Source organism: Pedobacter sp. GW822-FHT03F06, assembly GCF_058801365.1.
This window is the reverse complement of sequence record NZ_JBXANE010000002.1, coordinates 152991-174120: the sequence shown is the minus strand read 5'-3', so window position 1 is coordinate 174120 and position 21130 is coordinate 152991. Positions and strand designations below refer to the sequence as shown.

Genomic DNA, 21130 nt, shown 5'->3' with positions numbered 1-21130 from the left:
TTGCATCAGCACTTGTTCTATAGCGTCATTTGTTTTAAATTGCTAGTGCAATCCCTAAATATTAAATCATCCTAAAAATTATTAATGTCCAGTATGGACATTTCCTCGGTAGAAATTGCAGATGGCAATTTTCGTTCCGTAGGAACGTTTGATTATGATTTAAATTTAGAACGCTATGCCGAATACCTATACCCAATTACACATTCAGTTTGTTTTTGCCGTTAAATTTCGGGCCTCATTAATTCATAAAGATTGGAAGGAAAGGCTTTTGAAATATATCACAGGGATATTTCAGTCAAATAACCATAAAATGATCCAGATCAATTGTATGCCGGATCATATTCACATCTTTATTGGTATGCGGCCGCACCAATCCATTTCCAGCCTGATCCAGAATGTAAAAACAGAAAGTTCAAAATGGATTAACGATCAGAGATTTTGTAAAGTTAAATTTGCCTGGCAAGAAGGTTATGGCGCATTCTCTTATTCAAAAAGCCATATTCAACAAGTTATTCAATACATCCAAAACCAGGAACAGCACCATAAAAAGAAGAGCTTTTTAGAGGAGTACACCAGTTTCTTGAAAACGTTTGAGATTGAATACGAAGAAAGATACATCTTCAAAGAACCAGAATAATTTATTATTATCTTTGCCAACTATTCAATCACCCAGATGAGCAAGCTTTTCGGATATATTTTAAGCCCTATTTTTTATATTTTCTTTGGATTAACACTTTGTATCTTCCACCCTATTCAATGGATTTGCTTTAAGCTTTTTGGCTATAAGGCGCATAAGGTTTCGGTAGATATCCTTAATTTTTTCCTAACCTACTGCCAGATCTTTCTATTCAATTCAATCAGTTTTAAGAATGAATACGATTTACCGACAGATAGACCAATTATTTTTGCTGCGAACCACCAGAGCATGTACGATATCCCTTCGTTAATTTGGTTTTTAAGAAAACACAGCGCAAAATTTATCTCTAAAATTGAGCTTACCAAAGGTATTCCATCCATATCCATTAACCTGCGTTTAGGCGGTGGGGCAAACATTAACCGAAAAGATAACAAACAGGCCATTTCCGAAATCATCAAACTTGGTCGTAGGATGAAAGAAAACAATTGGAGCACTGTTATTTTCCCGGAGGGAACCCGGGCGAAAGATGGTCAGTTGAAAACATTTCAATTTGGAGGTATTGCAACCATATTAAAGGTAGTTCCTAATGCCTTGGTTGTTCCGGTAGCCATAGAAAATTCGTGGAAAATTGTTCGCTTTGGCATGTTCCCGTTAACTACTGGCAATGCGCTAAAATGGACGGTCTTAAAACCAATAGAACCAGGCGTAAAAACGCCGAATGATATTACGCTAGAAGCAGAAAACGAAATCAGAAAAGTTTTAGGTCAACCAGTGGCACAGCCTGCTGTATTATAATTTTTATTAATCCCTTTAAAGATCCTTCGACTCCGCTCAGGATGACAATCGCGGCATGATCATTTCGTGGTTTTTGTGCTTCGGTGGCAATTAAAAAGTTAATTGTTTGAACTGGTTTAGCACTTAGCACCAACGCCCTAAATGTTCTTATTTCCGATCACCCTGAAAAATTCATCACGGTAGGTATCGCCAACAGGGATAATCTTCTGATTGATGGTAATGCGGCTGCGCTCTATACTTTCAATTTTATCAACAGCCACAATATAAGATTTGTGCACCCTGATAAACTGACCTTGAGGTAAAGCTTCTTCCATCTTCTTCATACTCTGTAGCGTAATTACACGCTCATCTTTCGTAAAGATCGAAATGTAATCTTTTAAACCTTCGATGAATAAAATATTATGCAGATAAATTTTTTGAATCTTATGTTCTGTTTTAACGAAAATATAATCTTGCACAGGATTTGCTGAACCAGAAAACGGTGCAGGTGTAACGATAGGCTGTGCTACACTTGCAGGGGCTTCAACAGGTTTTACCTGATTATGTACTTTTTCCACGGCTTTATAAAAACGGTCGAATGCGATTGGCTTTAACAAATAATCCGAAACATTTAGGTCGTAACTTTCTAAAGCATACTGTGGGTAAGCAGTAGTTAATATGTAGTGGCATTTATTGCCAGCGATTTTTAAAAACTGGATTCCGGTCAGCTCAGGCATCTGAATATCTAAAAACACAAGATCAATCCCTCCGCCCTGAACAATCTGCAAAGCTTCGATAGGGTTTTCGCACCTTTTAACCATGGTTAAAAAAGGCACTTTCGAAATATAATCCTGTAAAATATCAAGCGCTAAAGGCTCATCATCAACAACAATACAGTTTAAGTTCATTTTAGGTTATTATTTTAATTAATGATTTATCCGGTTTATGTTTGGTTATCGGATTATATATCAATCATCAGTTCACAGGTGTAATGAGTAGCCGAATTTACAACATTTAATTTATATCTATCAGGGTAAACCAATTGTAACCGTCGTTCTACATTGGTTAAACCAACCCCTCCCTGCGCATCTTTATTCTGTTGGTTCTTTTTATTCACCACGCTAAAATGCAAAATCTTCTGGTTGGCAATGATATTAATTTTTACCGGTTCGGCCGGATCGGTTACTACGCCATGTTTAAATGCATTTTCTACAAACGAAATCAACATTAAAGGAACAATTTTTTGATTGTCAATTTCGCCGTTTAAGGTAAGTTCTATATAGGCGCCATCTTTAAACCTTATTTTTTGCAGTTCGATATAACTGGTTAAATAGTCTACTTCTTTGCTTAATGCTACTGTTGGTGTATTGCTCTCATAAATCATGTAACGCATAATTTCCGAAAGCTTCATAATGGCATCGGCAGTTTTATCCGATTTTTGATAGGCCAGTGAATAAATGTTATTGAGCGAATTGAAAAGAAAATGTGGGTTTAGCTGCGATTTTAAAAACTGAAGTTCCATTTCGCGGCGTTCGCTTTCTAGGTTACGTTGGATACGCTCGTTAGAAAACCAATCAATAATAAATTTAATAATACAACTGCTGATCAGGAAAAAACCAGAGAAAAAGGCCGCATTCAAGGCAAAGCTATTCACAGAAAAATTGTGCACCTCTTTTTCAGTTCTATAAGTCAACAGTTCTTCGGGGTTAAGAACCGCTAACACCGTTTTCAAAAACGTACCTGCAATAAGCAACAAGAAGAATGAAAGGAAGTAAATCCAGTATTTTTTCTGTCTCTTTATCAATTCAGGTATTAAGAAAATATAATTGATATAAAAAAGAGAAACGTTGATAATACCGATTACACCAAAAGATAAAAAATAATCTTTCATTGTTGCGCTACCTTCCCTGAATACAGACATGGCAATCAGGAACATAAAGATCAATCCCCAGTATATAGTATGTAAAATTAAAGGACCCCTGCTTTGTTTCATTGGTTATTCATTAAATATTCTTAAAGCTGGTACAAGTTAAAATAACACGTAATAGCTTCATGCATCCAAAGTAAATAAACTTTCAATTTAAACCGAACACAATCTACCAACAGGCATTTTTTTTCTACCAACGGCCCAATAGGCAAATTTTATCGACAAACGCCAAAAATGTCTGTTGATCTAGAATCTTGAACACTTGGTATAATAGATTTTAGCAGCTTGTTTTTCTTGAGTTTCTTTGAATCATCAAAACGAAAACAAAATGAAAACATCATCAGCAATCAACTTAAACAATCAAACAGTAATGGCTGATGATAACTTCACAGCCTCTCAAATAAAACTATCGATCATGAAAAAGTTAGCAAACACATCACCATTTTTACTTTTATTATTACCTGTATTTATGATGATTATTTTAACACTTACGGTTAGCACCAGTCAGAATGATGCAGAAATAGTTGTAAAACCTACAAAAACATCTGGTTCCGTTGTAAAACAAGTAACTGCCATTTTCAAATAGAAACAATGGGTAATTACGCTATCGAAACAGTAGGTTTAAACTTTAACTTCGGCAACCAGATTATTGTAAAAGATCTCTCACTACAAGTACCCAAGGGTAGTATTTATGGCTTCTTAGGCCCAAACGGGGCTGGAAAAACAACCACCATAAAAATCTTGCTTAACCTGCTCAAATCGCCTTCTGATCAGGTTTTTATATTCGGTAAAGAAATAAACAGTAATCGCATTGCTACCCTTAAACGCATTGGCGCTTTAGTAGAACAGCCAGCCATTTATGGGCATTTAACCGGAAAAGAAAACCTTATTAACCGCTGTATTCTGTTAGGCATAAAAAAAGCCAAAGCTGATGAAATGCTGTCGCTAGTAGGTTTGGCAGATGCCGCAAATAAAAAAGCCAGTAAATATTCATTAGGCATGAAACAACGGCTGGGCATTGCGCAGGCACTAATTTCAGATCCCGAATTACTCCTGTTGGATGAGCCTACAAATGGTTTAGATCCAAATGGCATTATTGAGGTCAGGAACCTCATGATCGATTTAGCCACAAAACACCAAAAAACAATATTGGTTTCAAGCCACTTATTGGCAGAAATAGAAAGAACAGCCACCCATGTGGGCATTATAAACAAAGGTCAATTATTATTTCAGGGTACAATTAACGAACTTCATTTACTAAGCAAACCAATGCTCGAAATCGAAGTCGACAATATCGAAAATGCAAGTTCCCTTTTAACCAAGTCGGGTTATGAAATTGCCACAAAAACCGATAAGGTAATTACCATACCCTATACTTCCCCACAAAAAAGTGGAGAACTAAATACATTCCTTATCCAAAATGGTTTCACGGTAAGCAGTCTTTATCAACAACGAAAAGATCTCGAAAATTTATTCCTTGATATTACCAAAACAAACTAACATGCACGCTCTTTATATTTCTTTAATATCAGAATTTTACAAATCCAGAAAAACCTTAGCCTTCTGGGCAGCTATATTATTACCAGTTATTATATGCGGATTAATCAGCTTTGGTTTTTATTCCGACGCAGAGAAAATCATCGGCAACCACTATCCTCCAATAATATTATGGGCACATTACAGCGGTGCAGCACTCGGCGTAATGGGATTTTTGATAATGCCCTTCTATGTTATATTCATGGCCTTTTCGGTCAATAATATCGAACACAAGAACGATACCTGGAAAATGTTATTTGCGCAACCCTTAAATAAATTTTCGATTTATGCTGCAAAATATCTGTATGCGGTCCTGTTAATATTTATATGCTTATTTTTATTTGCTACACTTACCTATGCCTTTGGCCATTTATTACAGGTATTGTTGCCTAAGCTTAATTTTAATCAATACAACCCGCTAAATATCCTAGTTAACTCTTACGGCAAATTATTCTTATCATCTTTAGGCATTTTATCGCTACAGTTTATATTAAGTTTGCTATGGAGCGATTTTCTTAAGCCAATGGGCATTGGCTTTATTGGCACCATTATGGGCATTATTACCGCAAATGTGGGTTGGAAATATGCTTACCTGATCCCTTATTCATTACCTGCCTTATCTTTAAAGATGACCAAGGTAAAAAAAGGAGGCGATCCGCTGGATTTTCCGGTTTTTACGCAGGAAATATGGACAAGCTTGATTTATGCTTTGGTTCTTTTCATTATTGGCTACTTTATCGTAACCAAAAAGAGCATAAAGTAGTTTCAATCTGTAAATTTCAGGCCCTAAGAATGTGCTCATGTAAAAATCTCATTGGATAATAATTTGAAGTGGTTTAAAGTGTATTTTAGATCAAAATCAACCACCAAATTATTCATAAAATGATCAAAAAATTTACAATCACAGCAATGGCCTTTGGCCTGTGCTTTTCAGTTTTTGCACAAGATACCCCTGATGCAGCTGTAGTACAAAAAATAAAAAAGGAAGGTTTAGAAAATTCGAAGGCAATGGATATTGCTTTTAATTTAACAGATGTAAGCGGTCCCCGTTTATCAAACTCTCCAGGATTAAAAAAAGCACAGGATTGGGCTGTGAAGCAACTTACAGATTGGGGATTAAAAAATGTACACCTTGAAGCCTGGGGAACTTTCGGTAAAGGCTGGCAGATTGATAAATACTATGCTGCCACCACCCTTCCTTACTACCATGCCATCATTGCCTCTCCTAAAGCATGGACACCTGGTACAAATGGCCCAATCAAATCGCAGGTCATTTTAATCAAGGCTGATAGTGTTGCCGATTTAGCAAAATATAAAGGCAAATTAGCCGGAAAAATCATTATGATGGATCAGGGTACCCCGCTAACAAGTGGCGTTAAGCCCGATTTTCTGCGCTATGCCGATACTACCCTGGCACAAATGGCCGCAGCAAAACCACAAACTGCAGGTCCAAGACAACGCCCTGCCGGCGGACCAATGGCTGATAGAATGGCGCAAATGATGAAAATGCGTGAAATCCGTGCGGCAATGAGCGCCATGCTGGTAGAGGAAAAAGTTGGTTTAATTTTAACTTATGCCCGTGGAGGACAGGGAACTTTTTTTACCAGCAACGGGGCTTCTTATGCTTTAGATGCAAAACCAGTATCGCCTGAACTTGAAGTTGCAGCAGAAGATTTCTTACATATACTGCGTCTTTTACGTGCTGGCAAGCCTGTAGAAATTGAAGCCGATATCAAAACCTCTTTTTATGATCAGGATCCTCAGGGATATAACGTAATTGCCGAAATACCCGGAACCGATAAAAAACTAAAAGATGAAGTGGTAATGATTGGTGGGCACTTCGATTCGTGGCATGCGGCAACGGGCGCTACAGATAATGCAGCAGGTTCTACCGTAATGATGGAAGCCATGCGTATTTTAAAAGCGATAGATTTTAAACCGAAGCGCACCATCCGTATTGCACTTTGGAGCTCGGAAGAGCAAGGTTTATTTGGATCAAGAGGTTATGTAGCAAAACATTTCGGCGATCCGAAAACAATGGTATTAACGCCAGATCAGAAAAAAATATCAGCTTATTACAACCTCGATAATGGAACAGGGAAAATCCGCGGTGTATATTTACAGGGCAATGCAGCGGCTGGTCCGATTTTCCAAAGCTGGTTAACACCTTTTAACGATCTTGGTGCAACTACCATCACCATTAATAATACAGGTGGTACCGACCACCAGGCATTTGATGCCGTAGGCATACCAGGTTTCCAGTTTATTCAGGATCCTGCCGATTACAATACCCGTACCCACCATAGCAATATGGATACTTATGATAGACTTGTTGAGGATGATTTAAAACAGGCAGCAACCATTATTGCTTCTTTTGTTTACAATACTTCGCAGCGCGAAGCACAGATTCCAAGAAAAGAACTGCCTGCTCCACAACCCGCAAGGCCCTAAACACAAAATACAACGCATAAACACAAGCCTGCTGATTTGACTTTAGTATCAAATAGCAGGCTTTGCTGTTTAGAATGAGAGGTTATGCGTATTTTAACCCTTATAAGGATAATATTCTTTCTTTAAAGGCCCAAACAATTAATTGATAAGAATTTTTAAGATCGAGCTTTCTTACCATATTTCTTCGGTGCGTATTAACGGTATGCTCGCTGATAAAAAGCATTTCGCCAATTTCTTTACTGTTGTAACCCATTGATAACAGGTGTACAATTTCAACTTCCCTTTCGCTGATCGAACTGTGATTTTCCCGTAGCAGGATATTGTTTATCATTTTTGAAAGAATTAAATGGTTAAATGTTTTCTATATCAATCTTCACATCAAATAGACTTTTTTTTTGAATAAGTTCAAAATAATTGTTTTTCTGGGGGTAGACGGCATTAATATGTCATAACCGCAAATTATTCAGCTGTTATTGTATACCAAAAGTAGTGGTACCGCGCAATTCCGCGTTAGCGCAAAACGCCCTAAATAGAAGGGTATTTTTACGGTATTTTAATTACAAATAGCTCTTGCCGAAACCCTTATTATTATCGATTTTTAGAAAAAATCAAACAATAAATTTATGAGTCAAAAATTAAATTCGGAACCTATCGATAAGAAGGTTGCGCAGGCCATGGTTGATGCCTATGCCGTAGAGGCAAGAAAATTTCCAAAATCTTTCACCAAAGCAGTATGGTTTCCGGCAGAACAGATATTAGAAATTGCAAAATCAATGAGCGAAGGAAAATATGATGGCTTAAGGCTTTATTTTGCGCAATATACCGATGTTTTACCTGAAGGCGTAAAAAGTGGGTACGTAGGTAAAAACACTTTATTATTGGTACCTACAACTGCATGCGAAAGCAACGACGACGAACATGAGGATAATCCTGATGATATTGGAAACAGAGGCCAGGGCTGCCCAGATTTTTGTGAGGGAACGAGTTTATAAACAATGAGGTACTTATCTCCCATATTTATAGCAGAGCTTATTTGCCTAATAGCAGCCATTACCATAATATGGAAAGACAAGCATGCATTTGGGAAAGTGATTACCTGCTATTTAGCCATTGCATTAATTACTGAAGAGGTTGCTGCTTATATGGCTATTAGAGGCATACACAATTTATGGCTCTTTAATATTTTTATATTTTTTGAAATCAGCACAATATTATATGGTCTTTACCACTGCTTAAAAGAGTATACCAATCCCAAACCTATATTTATTATAGGTGCGGGTATTGTATACCCGATGTATTTTAGCTTTTTCATCAACCATCCCTTTGCTGATTTAAACACGATTACAATTACTGTAATGTCAGTCGTTTTCACACTTTATTGCCTCTATTATTATTACTTGCTATTAAAAGATGAAAACTTTATCGAGATCAAAACTCACCCCGAGTTTTGGTGGGTAACAGGCGTTCTATTTTATTACTTCGGTAGCACCATGTCGAACATCTTTGATGGATTGTTTACCGTTAAGATTATAGGTCATGTTACTTTAAGATATTGTATTTATATCGTATTAAACCTTATTTTATATAGCTTTTGGTTATATTCCTTTATATGCAGAATGAAACAACAAAAATTGCAATCTTAGTCGCTATCTCGACGTTGGTATTCCTGCTTGTACCTGTGTTTTTGATTTTATACATTAGATCGTACAACCGGCACAAAAAGAATCATGTATTAGAAAAACAGAATATGCAGCAAAAATTTGAGTCCGAAATGCTTCAAACCCGCGTTGAAGTACAAGATCAAACGATGCAGAGTATAGCCACAGAATTACATGATAATGTTGGCCAGTTGCTCAGTCTTACCACACTCACCTTAAACTCTGTAAATTTAAACGATGGAGAAAAGGCCAAAAAGAAAATCGATAATTCATTAGCACTTGTTAACAAATCCATTAAAGAATTAAGGGAACTGGCAAAACTATTGCATGGCGAACAACTGGTAGAAAATGGCATTGGCCACGCCATTGATCAGGAAATTAACTGGTTAAATAAAGCCGGTTCTTACGAATTAAAAATCAATAACCAGTTAATCAATCTGCAAATTACATCGCCAAATAAAGATTTAATCCTTCTTCGTTTATTGCAGGAAATCATTAATAATATTATAAAACATGCTCAGGCAACCTGTATTCAAATCGATTCGCACCTGACAAACAGTATTTTACATTTAAGGGTTGCCGAAAATGGGATTGGTTTTAACCCTGAAGAAACTAAATCAAAAAAATCGGGAATGGGCTTAAATTCTATTTATAAAAGAATTGAGATGATCAATGGAAAATTAATATTAAATTCGACTCCAGGCGAAGGCACTTCCATTTCAATAGAAGTGCCATACCCTTAATTGTATGCAAGACCAAAGTATCTCTATCGCTATTGTTGATGACCACACGCTTTTCCGTTCCGGATTGGCCAGCCTATTGGAAGAATTTGACGAAATAAATGTCACGTTTGAGGCTGTAAACGGATTAGATCTCCAGTCTAAAATAGACAACCACCAACACGTTCAACTGGTACTAATGGACATTAATATGCCGGTAATGGACGGCTTTGCAGCAACTAAATGGGTTAAAACCAATCATCCGAATGTACATGTGCTGGCATTAAGTATGCTCGAAGATGAAAAAGCAATTATCGGGATGCTTAAAGCCGGTGCCGGAGGCTATATGCTTAAAGAATCAACCCCGTCAGATCTGCTAACAGCAATTAAAGTAATAGTAGATAAAGGTTTCTATGTAAATGAGCTGGTATCGGGCAGGCTTTTGGTGGCGCTAAAAGATAGCGATCAAAAACCAGTATTCTCCGCAAGAGAACTTACATTTTTACAATATTGCAGTACCGAACTTACTTATAAGGAAATTGCAGATCTCATGAATGTTAGTCCACGCACAGTAGATAACTACCGGGAATCCCTTTTTGCGAAGCTGAATATTAAATCTCGCACCGGATTAGTGGTGTATGGCATCAAAAACAACCTGATTACGATATAGTCCTCATCCATAACTAGAATACAATCAGCTGATTTACATAAAATTAATAGCTAGATTTAATATTTTTCTTAAAGTAAAACCTTAAAAGGGCGCAAAAAGTCATTCTCATTAATTTTTCTAATAATTTATTTAATAAAATTTGGATAACTAACTAATTAGTTTTAACTTTAGTTAAGGCAATTAATTTGCTATCATCCTTATTATTATTAACTATTATGGAAATTAAAGATTTAACCAAAGCCGAAGAACAGATTATGCAGGTTTTATGGCAATTGGAAAAAGCATTCGTCAAAGAAGTTATTGATGAGCTACCCCTCCCTAAACCTGCGTACAATACCGTATCAACCATTATTAGAATTTTAGAAACCAAAGGTTTTATTGGTCACGAAGCGTTTGGTAAAGCACATCAGTACCATCCTTTAGTGAGCAGGGAAGAATATAAACGCCACGCAACAGAAAAATTGCTGGGCAATTACTTCGAAAATTCGGTAGAGAGTATGTTCTCTTTCTTCGTTAAAGAAGAGAAACTGGATTTAAGCGACGTTGATGAAATTTTAAAAATGATTAATAAAATTAAACATAAGCCAAAATGAGTTTTGCCCACTACCTATTACAGGTGAACTTATACTTAATTGTTTTTTTCGGTTTTTACAAATTACTGTTAGATAAGGAGACCTACTTCACTTTAAACCGCATTTACTTAGTAGCTGCGGGCGTTTTGTCGTTATCTATACCATTTATCCGTTTAGAATGGCTAACGGAGCAGAAAGCGGCACAACAGGTTTATACTTCAGTTAACTGGGAAGCCGTATTAGCACAGGCAACGATTGTAACGGAGCGCAATACCGGTTTTAACTGGGGCAATGCATTCGTTTATATCTATTGCGCAGGTATTTTGTTTTTCTTAGGTAGATTGGTATTTAACCTATTAGCGGTTAAAAAACTCATTTCAATCAGCAAGGCTGGCACGGCTTTCTCTTTTTTTGGCAAAAAAGTAATTGATCGGGAATTGCCACAAATGGATGTGATTGATATTCATGAAGAAGCACATATTAAACAATGGCATACCGTAGATATTTTATTTTTCGAAATTATAGGGATTATTACCTGGTTAAACCCGGTGATTTATCTTTATAAAAAAGCAATTAAAAACATCCACGAGTTTTTAGCTGATGAACTTGCTGCTGAATTTCAGGGTGATAAAGCGGAATATGCCATGTTATTGCTAAGTAAGTCGTTTGGCATTTCGCCAAATGCCTTAACAAATGGCTTTTTAGAAAAATCATTGATCAAAAAAAGAATTTTCATGCTTCATAAAGAGCGGTCTAAAAAGATCGCTATTATGAAGTATGGAATTTTTATCCCCTTATTTGCCCTTCTAATTGTGTTTTCGTCGGCTACTGTCCGCAAAAATGAGAAGTTGTTATCCATTACCGATCAAATCCCTTTAGAGAAGCCGATTGAGATTGTTGAGAACATGGTTACAACACCCGAGAAGATAACCGTAGCACCTAAAATTTCAGTTGATGGCAAAACAGATGCAAACTGGAAAGGATTTTATCAGTTTTTGTTAAGAAATATTAAATACCCAGGCACAGCGAGCAGCGATGAGGTACAGGGTAATGCGCAGATCAAATTTAACCTAAAAGGCGGCAGGGTTACCAATATTACATCGAATGTAGAGTTAGGAGCAGGTTGCGATGAAGAAGTGATGAAAGCAATTTTATCGTATAAAGGATTTAAAACGGTGGCAGATGGCAAATATGCTTTAACAGTAAGTTTTAAAATCCCAGAATCTTCAGAAGCGTTTAAGAATAAATTATTGCCTAAATCGGATGGATATGTAAATCTGAACAAGATTAACATCATATCTTATCTTCCTAAAACCGCTGAAACAGAAAGCAGCGCTGTTAAATCTGAGCATACAGATAAAGTGTATGATTTCGTTTCAATTGAGAAACAACCAGAATTTCCGGGCGGTATAAGCAAGTTTTATAAATACCTGGGTGGCAGCATCAGGTATCCAAAAATGGCACAGGAAAATAATGTTCAGGGTAAAGTTTTTCTCAGCTTTGTTGTTGAAAAAGATGGCTCTTTAACAGATGTCCAGATTACACGGGGTTTAGGAAGTGGTACCGATGAAGAAGCGATGAGGGTTATTAAAGAATCACCAAAATGGAACCCAGGCATCCAGAATGGCTTGGCCGTTAGGGTAAAATACAACATCAATGTTAATTTCACACTTAATACAGATCCTCCTAAAACACTAGCACAAACTCCAACGGGCATAAGACTTAGAAACGATATCAATTTTAACGGTCTTATCATATTAGATGGCGTTAAACTTGATGAAAACAGTCAATTAAATGATATAAATCCAAACAACATTGAATCTATCGAAGTTTTAAAAGATCAGGCTGCTGTTAGTCTTTATGGACCGAGGGCGAAAGCTGGTGCAATTCTAATTACAAGTAAAAGTTCAAAAGCCAGTGCTTTTAGGCCGCTCGATGCTAAAGAACTTACTATCGACAGAACTTCTAATTTTTTCGACCTTAAAAGAAAATTCTAGCCAAAATGAAAAATATAATCGCCTTTACCCTAATGATGGGTTTTAGTTTAGTTGGTTTTGCTCAAAAGGCAGATAGCACAAAAACAACAAAAATAATACTTAGAGGTGTACCTGCCCTTGGTACTGAGCCCTTAATTATAATAGATGGTAATAAACAGTATATAAGAGGCACATCATCACTTAGCGAGGTTGATCCCAATAACATTGAGTCTGTAAGCATCCTAAAAGATAGTTTAGCAACGGCGCGATATGGCGCTGATGGTTTTGCGGGGGTAATAGAAGTTAAAACCAAAAATGGTTCTTTAAGCAATTCTGATATTAAAACTGCTCCAATAAAAATTGACGGTACCAAGTTAAAAGGAAAAGTATCAGGATTTAGTGTGCGACCAAATGTACCTAACCCCAGTACATCTATAATCTTAAGAAATCTATTGAACCGAGATTTTGACCTCAAGGCAGAGCCGCTTTATGTTGTGGACGGGAAAGAAGTTTCAGAAATAAAAAACCTGAATCAGAATTCTATTGAATCAATAGAAGTGCTTAAAGATTCATCTGCAATAACTTTACATGGTGATAAGGGCAAAAATGGAGTAGTGATTATTACCACAAAAAAACCAAAAGAAACGCCTAAGAAAAACTAAATAACCAACATTTTAATAAAAAAACAATGAGAAAGCTAATCTTTTTAGCCCTAATGGGCATCGCTATGTGCTTAAATAAAGTAAAAGCACAAGACAATCCAGACAAAGTTTATGATTTTACCTCCCTAGAAAAGACACCCGATTATCCTGGTGGAATTACTAAATTTTATGAATTCTTAGGTCGTGAGATTAAGTACCCCGAAGTAGCTAAGAAAAACAGCACACAGGGAAAAGTATTTGCTTCTTTTGTAGTCGAAAAAAATGGCGCTTTAACCGATGTTCAGATTACCAGAAGCCTAACACCAGAAACGGATAAAGAAGCCCTTAGGGTATTGAACAAATCGCCAAGATGGAATCCTGGACTGTTAAATGGAAGACCTGTTCGTGTGAAGTACAACATCAATGTTAATTTCACTATGAAATAGATCCGAAATTGGCAATTGGCTTAAACACACAAAACCCCAGCAAAATTGCCGGGGTTTTATGTTTTCTCTCCTGTCTCGGAAGACTAAATTTAGAAAAATTTTAATGTATATGCAAATATTACAGAATAAAATTTCTAAATACGCAAAATTTTAATATGCAAACATAAGATTATTACAACTTTCGCAAACTTTTATTTCGACCTCACTTTGTTGTGCAAGGTTTCGGTTTTAAATTCTAAAGTTTCATATGTTTTCACAACAACGGGAAAATGTTAAATGTGTATCTGTTTTAGTCGTTTGCTTGCTAACAAATCATTAAAATTTAATTCACTATTTATTCCTGGTCTATTAACCAGTATTAGACTACTAATGTGCCTTTCAACAGCTATTTTTATCTATTTTATGATCAGTTTTTAGTTTGCTTTAAAACTAAAAAGCCTCCACGTTGTGGAGGCTCAAGAACCCTGCGGTTAAGCTGGGCGCACAGTATATTTTTTAAACAGTTTCTTCTGAAATAAATTTTGCAGATGCAAAATCACGGTTCATGCGAGCAATGTTTTCTAAAGAAATTCCTTTAGGGCATTCGGCTTCGCAAGCACCTGTATTGGTACAGTTACCAAAACCTTCAGCATCCATTTGCGCGACCATGCTCTGCACCCTGCGGTAACGCTCTGGCTGCCCTTGTGGTAACAATGCCAACTGAGAGATCTTAGCTGATACGAATAACATTGCTGAAGCATTTTTACAGGTTGCCACACAAGCACCGCAACCAATACAAGCTGCAGCTTCGAAAGCAGCATCTGCCTGCATTTTAGGGATTGGCAGGTTGTTCGCATCTTGCGCATTACCTGTATTTACCGAAATAAAGCCACCGGCAGCAATAACTCTATCGAATGCAGAACGATCTACAGTTAAATCCTTTACTACCGGGAAAGCAGCCGCTCTCCAAGGCTCAACAACAATAGTATCGCCATCTTTGAAAGAACGCATGTGCAACTGGCAGGTAGTAACCAAATCCTTTGGTCCGTGCGGACGTCCGTTGATAAACATCGAGCACATTCCGCAGATTCCTTCACGGCAATCGTGATCGAATACCACCGGCTCTTCGCCTTTATTAATTAATTGTTCGTTTAATACATCGAACATCTCCAAAAAAGACATATCCGGTGAAATATCGGCCAATTTATAATCTACCAAAGCACCTTTGGCATTGTTATTTTTTTGACGCCAAACTTTTAGCGTTAAGTTCATATTTCCTGTACTCATGATATTGAGATTTAAGTATCAAGTAACGAGAACCAAGTATCAAGATTTAATTCAAGTCTTGATACTTGATACTTACGTCTTGCTACTATTTATAACTTCTTTGTGCTACTTTAATATTTTCAAACTTCAGCTCTTCTTTGTGAAGCTCGAAGTTTACACCTTCTTTAAATTCCCAAGCGGCTACGTAAGCATAATTCTCATCATCACGTAGTGCTTCTCCTTCTTCTGTCTGATACTCTTCACGGAAGTGACCACCACAACTTTCGTTACGGTTTAACGCATCAATACACATCAACTCGCCCAGCTCAATAAAATCGGCAACACGGCCAGCTTTTTCCAATTCGGTGTTTAACTCATCAGCTGTTCCAGGCACACGAACATCACTCCAGAATTCAGCACGTAAAGCCCTGATTTCCTGAATTGCTTCGTTTAAACCTTTTTCGTTACGGGCCATACCACATTTCTCCCACATAATGTGGCCTAAACGTTTGTGGAAATGATCTACCGATTTGGTTCCTTTAATATTGATCAGCGTATTTAAAATACCAACTGCTCTTTCTTCAGCCTCTACAAAGGCAGGGTGATCAGTAGGGATTGCTTTTACCGAAATCTCTTTCGATAAATAAGCACCAATGGTGTAAGGAAGAACGAAATAACCATCAGCTAAACCTTGCATCAAAGCAGATGCACCTAAACGGTTGGCACCGTGATCTGAGAAGTTAGCCTCACCAGTACAGTATAAACCAGGTACCGATGTCATTAAGTTATAATCAACCCATAAACCACCCATGGTGTAGTGAACCGCAGGATAGATACGCATTGGTGTTTCGTAAGGATTTTCACCGGTAATCTGCGCATACATATCGAATAGGTTACCATATTTTTCCTTAATTACTGCAGTACCTAAGCGCATACAGGTTTCTTTGTCAGGATTGTGGTTACCCGCTTTAGCAGCTTCGATTTTTCCGTAACGTTCTGTATTGGCTTTAAAATCCAAGTATACTGCTAATTTAGAAGCACCTACTCCATAACCTGCATCACAACGCTCTTTCGCAGCACGGGAGGCCACATCACGAGGAACTAAGTTACCGAAAGCAGGGTAACGGCGCTCTAAATAATAATCTCTTTCATCTTCAGGAATTTCTGAAGCTTTACGGTTATCATCTTTCTTTTTAGGAACCCAGATACGTCCATCGTTACGTAACGACTCAGACATTAGGGTTAATTTAGATTGGTGATCACCAGAAACCGGGATACAGGTTGGGTGGATCTGCGTGTAACATGGGTTTGCAAAATAAGCACCTTGTTTGTGCGCTTTCCAGGCAGCAGTAACATTACTTCCCATTGCATTGGTAGAAAGATAGAATACGTTACCGTAACCACCTGTTCCTAATACCACGGCATGGCCGAAATGACGCTCGATTTCTCCTGTAATTAAGTTACGTGCAATAATACCACGTGCTTTGCCATCGATTTTAACAACCTCAAGCATTTCATGGCGGGTATACATTTCTACTTTACCCATACCAATCTGGCGCTCCAAAGCAGAATATGCACCTAATAATAACTGTTGACCAGTTTGACCAGCTGCATAAAAAGTACGTTGTACCTGTGTACCACCGAATGAACGGTTATCTAACAAACCACCGTACTCACGTGCCAAAGGCACACCCTGAGCCACACACTGATCTATAATGTTGGCACTTACTTCGGCCAAACGATGCACATTGGCTTCGCGGGCACGATAATCGCCACCTTTAATCGTATCGTAAAAAAGTCGATAAACGCTATCACCATCATTCTGATAGTTTTTTGCTGCATTGATACCACCCTGAGCAGCAATTGAGTGTGCTCTACGCGGCGAATCCTGGAAGCAGAAACATTTTACCTTGTAACCCATCTCAGCCAAAGTAGCTGCTGCCGAAGCACCTGCTAACCCAGAACCTACAATGATTACTTCAATAGTTCTTTTGTTCGATGGGTTAACCAAAGGCACAGAAGACTTATATTTTGTCCATTTGCTGGTTAATTCGCCTTCTGGAATATTTGAATTAATATCTGACATATCTTTTGTGCTAAAAATTATTGAATAAGACCGAAATAAACTGCAATCGGCATGGCTGCGAAAAGGATCGAAATAATAACCGAATACCAAACGCCAGCTCCTTTAATTATACCGTTATATTTTGAGTGGTTCCATCCTAATGTTTGGAATGCTGAAGCAAAACCGTGCAATAGGTGGTAGCATAAAGAAAACATAGCCAAAATATATACGGCAACCCTTACAGGATCCTGAAATTTCTCTTTCATTACTGCATAAAGATCTTCATGTCCGTTGGCATCCACTGTTGGGATTCCTGTAAAACGGGAAACTACCCAAAAATCTTTCAGGTGAACTACCAGGAAGATCAGTAAAAGCGTACCCAGCAAGCCCATTGAACGGCTGTACCATTTACTGTTTGCCTTACCATCGTTTACGGCATATTTAACCGGGCGTGCTTTTTGATTTTGCAACGTTAAACGTAACGCCTGAAAAATGTGCGCAAGCAAACCAATAAACAACACAATCTCGCCAGCCCGGATAATCCAGTTAGTGGCCATAAAATGTGCGCCTACGTTAAATGTTAAACCACCATCGCTAATAAAAATTAAAGCATTAATACCGCAGTGTACAATTAAAAAAAGTATCAGGAACAAACCTGTAATACCCATGATGAATTTCTTCCCTATTGAAGAAGAAAATGCATTTCCGAAACCACTCATTTGATTAGGATTTATATCTAAATTTCTTGCAAAAGTATCTAATTATGAGTTTAATTTATAAACGAATATGACAAAACAACGATAAAACATTTATTTAGAAACATTCTAAAGCATATTCGGAAATAATTGAAACATTATGGGATTATTTGTGGTTTCATAAGTTTTTTTACCATTAAGAAATGAAGATCATTAAGGGCTAAGAATCTTATCTATCGGGCAAGATTTTAAAGTACTCATTAACCAAAGGAACAATACTTTTGGTAATGTTATCCGTGAAAAAATTGATCAATAATCCTTGAGGAGCATTAAGAAGTTTCATATAGGTTAATAATTGTGCCTGATGAACAGGTAGAATATTTGAGATTGCTTTTATTTCTATTACTACACAATTATTAACAAATAAATCCGTGCGTAAATCTAAATCTATTGGCAAATCATCATACACAACCGATAATGTTAACTGTTGCGAAACAGCATATCCATTTTTTTCCAACTCATATTTTAAGCAACGTTCATATATACTTTCTAATAAGCCTGGTCCTAAAACTTTATGAACTTTAATTGCTAATCCTGTTATTTCATAGGATAATTGTGTAACCTCTTTTTTAGTCATTCCCTAAGTAATTAAAATGAACGATGTACGCTAAATATTAATTAAGCACACTGATTAGGGGATGATTAGATAATTGAATCATTAAGAAACTATTTACCCATAACTAAAATAACATTTTCTTCTTAACTAACTTAATTTCTTAATGATAAAAAAATTGAAGATGAGCTTATTTTTATCAAAAGAACAACTAAGTTTTTCGTTATATTGCTCTATCAAATTATTAACATGAAAAAACAGCTCTATTTACTTACTTTATTGGCAGGTATTTTATCTGCTTGCGATCCAGCTCCTGCTACCTTTAATCTCGAAACCAAAAACTTTGGCCCAAATGCCGTAATTACCATTCAAAGTGCTGAAAATGGCGAAAAACTGAAAGTTGAAAACATTACCAACAGCAGCCAGACTTTTAAAATCAATATCCCAATAAAAGGCTATGCCACTTTAAGAACTGAAGACGGTAATCACACGGGAGAATATTACTTCTATCTTGATAAAGGCAGTTTCAAAGGCGTTCTTGATGGAAAAAACATCAATTCATATCCTTTAAAAAGCGTTCCAAGCAAGGAAGGCGAACAGTTTATAGACTTCTATAAACTAAAAGACAACATGAGTAAAAACCTGCTCGACAGTTTGGATATTGTTGAAATGGAATTGGACCAAGCCACAAGGGCCAATATTATGGAACGCGCCAAAGAAGCAGACCGCTGGAGGGAGAAAAAAATCCTGCTCCAATTGGATATCATAAAGGCCTTTGCCAAAAAGTATCCCGGTTCTGCACACACGCTCTTTTTATTGGAACAACTGGGCAGGGCAGATTCGGAACCCAAAAATTATTTATCCATTTTTAACAGTTTAGATAAAGAAGTTCAGGAAAGCAAAAAGGGTAAAAAACTTTTAGAAGAGCTTAAACAAGCTAACCAGATGATGGCGGGAAGTAAAATGCCTAATATTGAAGGAGAAAATCCAGATGGAAAAAAGTTCGACCAAGGTATACTTAAAAAGGTAAACTTGATTATATGCTGGACTTCTTATAGCGGTAAAAGCAGAAAAAATAACCAGGTATTAGTTAAACTCTACGAAAAGTATAAAAATAAAGACGTAGAATTTATCGGGGTATCGTTCGATAAAAAAAGAGACTGGTGGGTGAATGTAATCAAGGATGACCACCTAACCTGGCCACAATATTCAGATCTTCAGGGAGCGAAATCGCCCAATGCAAAAAATCTGAGCAATTATAATGTTACTTACTTCTTTTTAGTGAATAAAAACGGTACTGTATTAACCAACAACGATCTTTCTTTAGATTTTGTTGACGATGAGATCAGCAAAAATTTGGCTGGTAGGTAAATGTGACGGTTGACAATCAAAAGTTGATTCCACAAAAAAAGTCCCGATTTGCATCGGGACTTTTTACGATTTATGTGTTCGAGTTTTCTTAAGCTACTTTAACATTTACCGCGTTTAGGCCTTTTCTACCTTCTTCTACATCGTAGTTTACGGTATCATTCTCGCGAATGTTATCGATTAAGCCTGAAGCATGAACAAAAATTTCGGCATCGCCATTAGATGGAGTGATAAATCCGAAACCTTTAGTTTCATTAAAAAATTTTACTGTTCCTTGTTGCATTATATTGTATTTTAATTTGTTTCAAAGATAGAGTTAAATCCCTATAAATCAATTTTTTATTTTTTATTATGTAAATAATTGCTAAATATATTGATAATTTGCGCTTTAAGCCCCATTTAGCGCCCCGATTTAATTCATCTTTACCCGATATATTGCCCGGTTTTATCAATAAGGCATGTTCAAAACAGGCCTTTGCCTCCACTTTTCTACCCGAAAAGCTAAGATCAACTCAATGTATAATTGCTATCGTAATTGATACTGGCTATCCGGGATTTAAATTTAGCTATAAACGAGGCTTTCGCGCTGCTCATAATTTACGATTAGATTTTCGGTAATTTTCACTACCAATGTTTCTTGTTCTTTACCATCATAGCTTAAGATTAACAAATCACCAATGATTTCGTGTAAAATTAATTTGGGGCTGGTATAGGTGATCGATACCACATGCGCTGCTTTATTTAACAGATCTGAAGCATAAATATGTAATTCGGTCCAATCGAAAAGAATTGGATGACCTTCTAAATCGCTTAAAACAGGTATTTTATGTTCTAAGGCAGCAATGCTGTTTATTACGGCGTATTGAAGTTTTTGGTGTAACGCATTTGCCTTTTCGCTGGCTTGCTGCATCTGAGCAAAGGTATGTAGGTGCTGATCTAAGCTGTATATTTTTGATCTTTTTTGAAATTCTTTGTAAGTATCGTGAAATATCCGTCTTTCAAAATCCGTTCTGCACATGAAATTGAAATATTGTTTTACGCTGAGGTTAATGCTAGCTAAAGCCATAATATTCGGTTTTGGTTGCTGATTCAAATATGGGACAATAAAAAAAATTAATTTATAGCGTATCGGTAAAC

Annotated in this window: 24 protein-coding genes; 15 read left to right on the top strand and 9 right to left on the bottom strand. The window is 36.8% G+C overall.

The features are described from left to right. Positions 1 to 175: 175 nt before the first annotated feature. Positions 176 to 637: an IS200/IS605 family transposase gene (tnpA, locus tag AC1RJ8_RS03285; protein WP_492952512.1), complete on the top strand. Its 462-nt coding sequence runs from the start codon at positions 176 to 178 to the stop codon at positions 635 to 637. 36 nt (positions 638 to 673) lie between these two features. Further along, positions 674 to 1432, top strand: a complete 759-nt coding sequence (locus tag AC1RJ8_RS03280) for a lysophospholipid acyltransferase family protein (RefSeq protein WP_492952511.1) — start codon at positions 674 to 676, stop codon at positions 1430 to 1432. A gap of 137 nt (positions 1433 to 1569) precedes the next feature. Here the strand turns inward: AC1RJ8_RS03280 and AC1RJ8_RS03275 are convergent, their stop codons facing one another. After that, a complete protein-coding gene (locus AC1RJ8_RS03275) occupies positions 1570 to 2319 on the bottom strand; it encodes a LytR/AlgR family response regulator transcription factor (protein ID WP_029276707.1) in 750 nt (249 codons plus the stop codon). A 53-nt stretch (positions 2320 to 2372) separates the two neighbouring features. Further along, a complete protein-coding gene (locus tag AC1RJ8_RS03270; protein ID WP_492952510.1) occupies positions 2373 to 3404 on the bottom strand; it encodes a sensor histidine kinase in 1032 nt (343 codons plus the stop codon). A gap of 262 nt (positions 3405 to 3666) precedes the next feature. Between AC1RJ8_RS03270 and AC1RJ8_RS03265 the strand changes: the two genes are divergently transcribed. From AC1RJ8_RS03265 to AC1RJ8_RS03250, 4 genes are all read left to right on the top strand, one after another. Then, on the top strand, positions 3667 to 3924 hold the full coding sequence (locus AC1RJ8_RS03265) for a hypothetical protein (RefSeq protein WP_492952509.1): 258 nt from the start codon (positions 3667 to 3669) through the stop codon (positions 3922 to 3924). A 5-nt stretch (positions 3925 to 3929) separates the two neighbouring features. Next, positions 3930 to 4838 (top strand): ABC transporter ATP-binding protein, encoded by a 909-nt coding sequence (locus AC1RJ8_RS03260; RefSeq protein WP_492952508.1) that lies wholly within the window; start codon positions 3930 to 3932, stop codon positions 4836 to 4838. A 1-nt stretch (position 4839) separates the two neighbouring features. Continuing rightward, entirely contained in the window at positions 4840 to 5637 is a 798-nt protein-coding gene (locus tag AC1RJ8_RS03255) for an ABC transporter permease (protein ID WP_492952507.1), read from the top strand. A 119-nt stretch (positions 5638 to 5756) separates the two neighbouring features. After that, positions 5757 to 7325, top strand: a complete 1569-nt coding sequence (locus tag AC1RJ8_RS03250; protein WP_492952506.1) for a M28 family metallopeptidase — start codon at positions 5757 to 5759, stop codon at positions 7323 to 7325. Positions 7326 to 7425: 100 nt separating this feature from the next. Here AC1RJ8_RS03250 and AC1RJ8_RS03245 read toward each other — a convergent pair whose 3' ends face one another. Then, the gene (locus AC1RJ8_RS03245) at positions 7426 to 7656 is read right to left on the bottom strand and encodes a response regulator transcription factor (RefSeq protein WP_057931491.1); all 231 of its coding nucleotides are present in this window, start codon (positions 7654 to 7656) and stop codon (positions 7426 to 7428) included. A gap of 292 nt (positions 7657 to 7948) precedes the next feature. Between AC1RJ8_RS03245 and AC1RJ8_RS03240 the strand changes: the two genes are divergently transcribed. The 8 genes from AC1RJ8_RS03240 (at position 7949) to AC1RJ8_RS03205 (ending at position 14007) form a co-directional block, all read left to right on the top strand. Continuing rightward, positions 7949 to 8317 carry a hypothetical protein gene (locus tag AC1RJ8_RS03240; protein ID WP_492952505.1) on the top strand — a complete coding sequence of 123 codons (369 nt, stop codon included), beginning with the start codon at positions 7949 to 7951 and terminating at the stop codon, positions 8315 to 8317. Positions 8318 to 8320: 3 nt separating this feature from the next. Then, the gene (locus tag AC1RJ8_RS03235) at positions 8321 to 8968 is read left to right on the top strand and encodes a hypothetical protein (protein ID WP_492952504.1); all 648 of its coding nucleotides are present in this window, start codon (positions 8321 to 8323) and stop codon (positions 8966 to 8968) included. A 104-nt stretch (positions 8969 to 9072) separates the two neighbouring features. Continuing rightward, complete coding sequence (locus AC1RJ8_RS03230) at positions 9073 to 9726, top strand: sensor histidine kinase (protein WP_492952503.1); 654 nt, start codon at positions 9073 to 9075, stop codon at positions 9724 to 9726. A gap of 4 nt (positions 9727 to 9730) precedes the next feature. Further along, positions 9731 to 10372, top strand: a complete 642-nt coding sequence (locus AC1RJ8_RS03225) for a response regulator transcription factor (RefSeq protein WP_492952502.1) — start codon at positions 9731 to 9733, stop codon at positions 10370 to 10372. Between the two features lie 215 nt (positions 10373 to 10587). Next, positions 10588 to 10965, top strand: coding sequence for a BlaI/MecI/CopY family transcriptional regulator (locus AC1RJ8_RS03220; RefSeq protein WP_025143307.1), 378 nt, complete (start codon positions 10588 to 10590; stop codon positions 10963 to 10965). Continuing rightward, complete coding sequence (locus tag AC1RJ8_RS03215) at positions 10962 to 12941, top strand: TonB family protein (RefSeq protein WP_492952501.1); 1980 nt, start codon at positions 10962 to 10964, stop codon at positions 12939 to 12941. The genes AC1RJ8_RS03220 and AC1RJ8_RS03215 overlap by 4 nt, the downstream gene beginning before the upstream one ends. Positions 12942 to 12946: 5 nt before the next feature. Next, the gene (locus tag AC1RJ8_RS03210) at positions 12947 to 13582 is read left to right on the top strand and encodes a TonB-dependent receptor plug domain-containing protein (protein WP_492952500.1); all 636 of its coding nucleotides are present in this window, start codon (positions 12947 to 12949) and stop codon (positions 13580 to 13582) included. Positions 13583 to 13608: 26 nt separating this feature from the next. Next, positions 13609 to 14007 carry an energy transducer TonB gene (locus AC1RJ8_RS03205; protein ID WP_492952499.1) on the top strand — a complete coding sequence of 133 codons (399 nt, stop codon included), beginning with the start codon at positions 13609 to 13611 and terminating at the stop codon, positions 14005 to 14007. A 495-nt stretch (positions 14008 to 14502) separates the two neighbouring features. Here the strand turns inward: AC1RJ8_RS03205 and AC1RJ8_RS03200 are convergent, their stop codons facing one another. The 4 genes from AC1RJ8_RS03200 to AC1RJ8_RS03185 all read right to left on the bottom strand — a co-directional run bounded on the left by AC1RJ8_RS03200 (position 14503) and on the right by AC1RJ8_RS03185 (position 18649). Further along, positions 14503 to 15273, bottom strand: coding sequence for a succinate dehydrogenase/fumarate reductase iron-sulfur subunit (locus AC1RJ8_RS03200; protein WP_029278232.1), 771 nt, complete (start codon positions 15271 to 15273; stop codon positions 14503 to 14505). 85 nt (positions 15274 to 15358) lie between these two features. After that, positions 15359 to 17338 carry a fumarate reductase/succinate dehydrogenase flavoprotein subunit gene (locus AC1RJ8_RS03195; RefSeq protein ID WP_138819581.1) on the bottom strand — a complete coding sequence of 660 codons (1980 nt, stop codon included), beginning with the start codon at positions 17336 to 17338 and terminating at the stop codon, positions 15359 to 15361. A 17-nt stretch (positions 17339 to 17355) separates the two neighbouring features. Beyond that, positions 17356 to 18036: a succinate dehydrogenase cytochrome b subunit gene (locus tag AC1RJ8_RS03190; RefSeq protein ID WP_057931500.1), complete on the bottom strand. Its 681-nt coding sequence runs from the start codon at positions 18034 to 18036 to the stop codon at positions 17356 to 17358. A gap of 205 nt (positions 18037 to 18241) precedes the next feature. After that, a complete protein-coding gene (locus tag AC1RJ8_RS03185; RefSeq protein WP_492952498.1) occupies positions 18242 to 18649 on the bottom strand; it encodes a GxxExxY protein in 408 nt (135 codons plus the stop codon). A 225-nt stretch (positions 18650 to 18874) separates the two neighbouring features. On the opposite strand from AC1RJ8_RS03185, the gene AC1RJ8_RS03180 reads away from it, so the two are divergent. Then, the gene (locus AC1RJ8_RS03180; protein ID WP_492952497.1) at positions 18875 to 19996 is read left to right on the top strand and encodes a TlpA family protein disulfide reductase; all 1122 of its coding nucleotides are present in this window, start codon (positions 18875 to 18877) and stop codon (positions 19994 to 19996) included. An 88-nt stretch (positions 19997 to 20084) separates the two neighbouring features. Here the strand turns inward: AC1RJ8_RS03180 and AC1RJ8_RS03175 are convergent, their stop codons facing one another. Both AC1RJ8_RS03175 and AC1RJ8_RS03170 read right to left on the bottom strand, forming a co-directional pair. Continuing rightward, complete coding sequence (locus tag AC1RJ8_RS03175; RefSeq protein ID WP_010599638.1) at positions 20085 to 20276, bottom strand: cold-shock protein; 192 nt, start codon at positions 20274 to 20276, stop codon at positions 20085 to 20087. Positions 20277 to 20555: 279 nt separating this feature from the next. Next, entirely contained in the window at positions 20556 to 21059 is a 504-nt protein-coding gene (locus AC1RJ8_RS03170; RefSeq protein ID WP_492952496.1) for a hypothetical protein, read from the bottom strand. Positions 21060 to 21130: the final 71 nt, after the last annotated feature.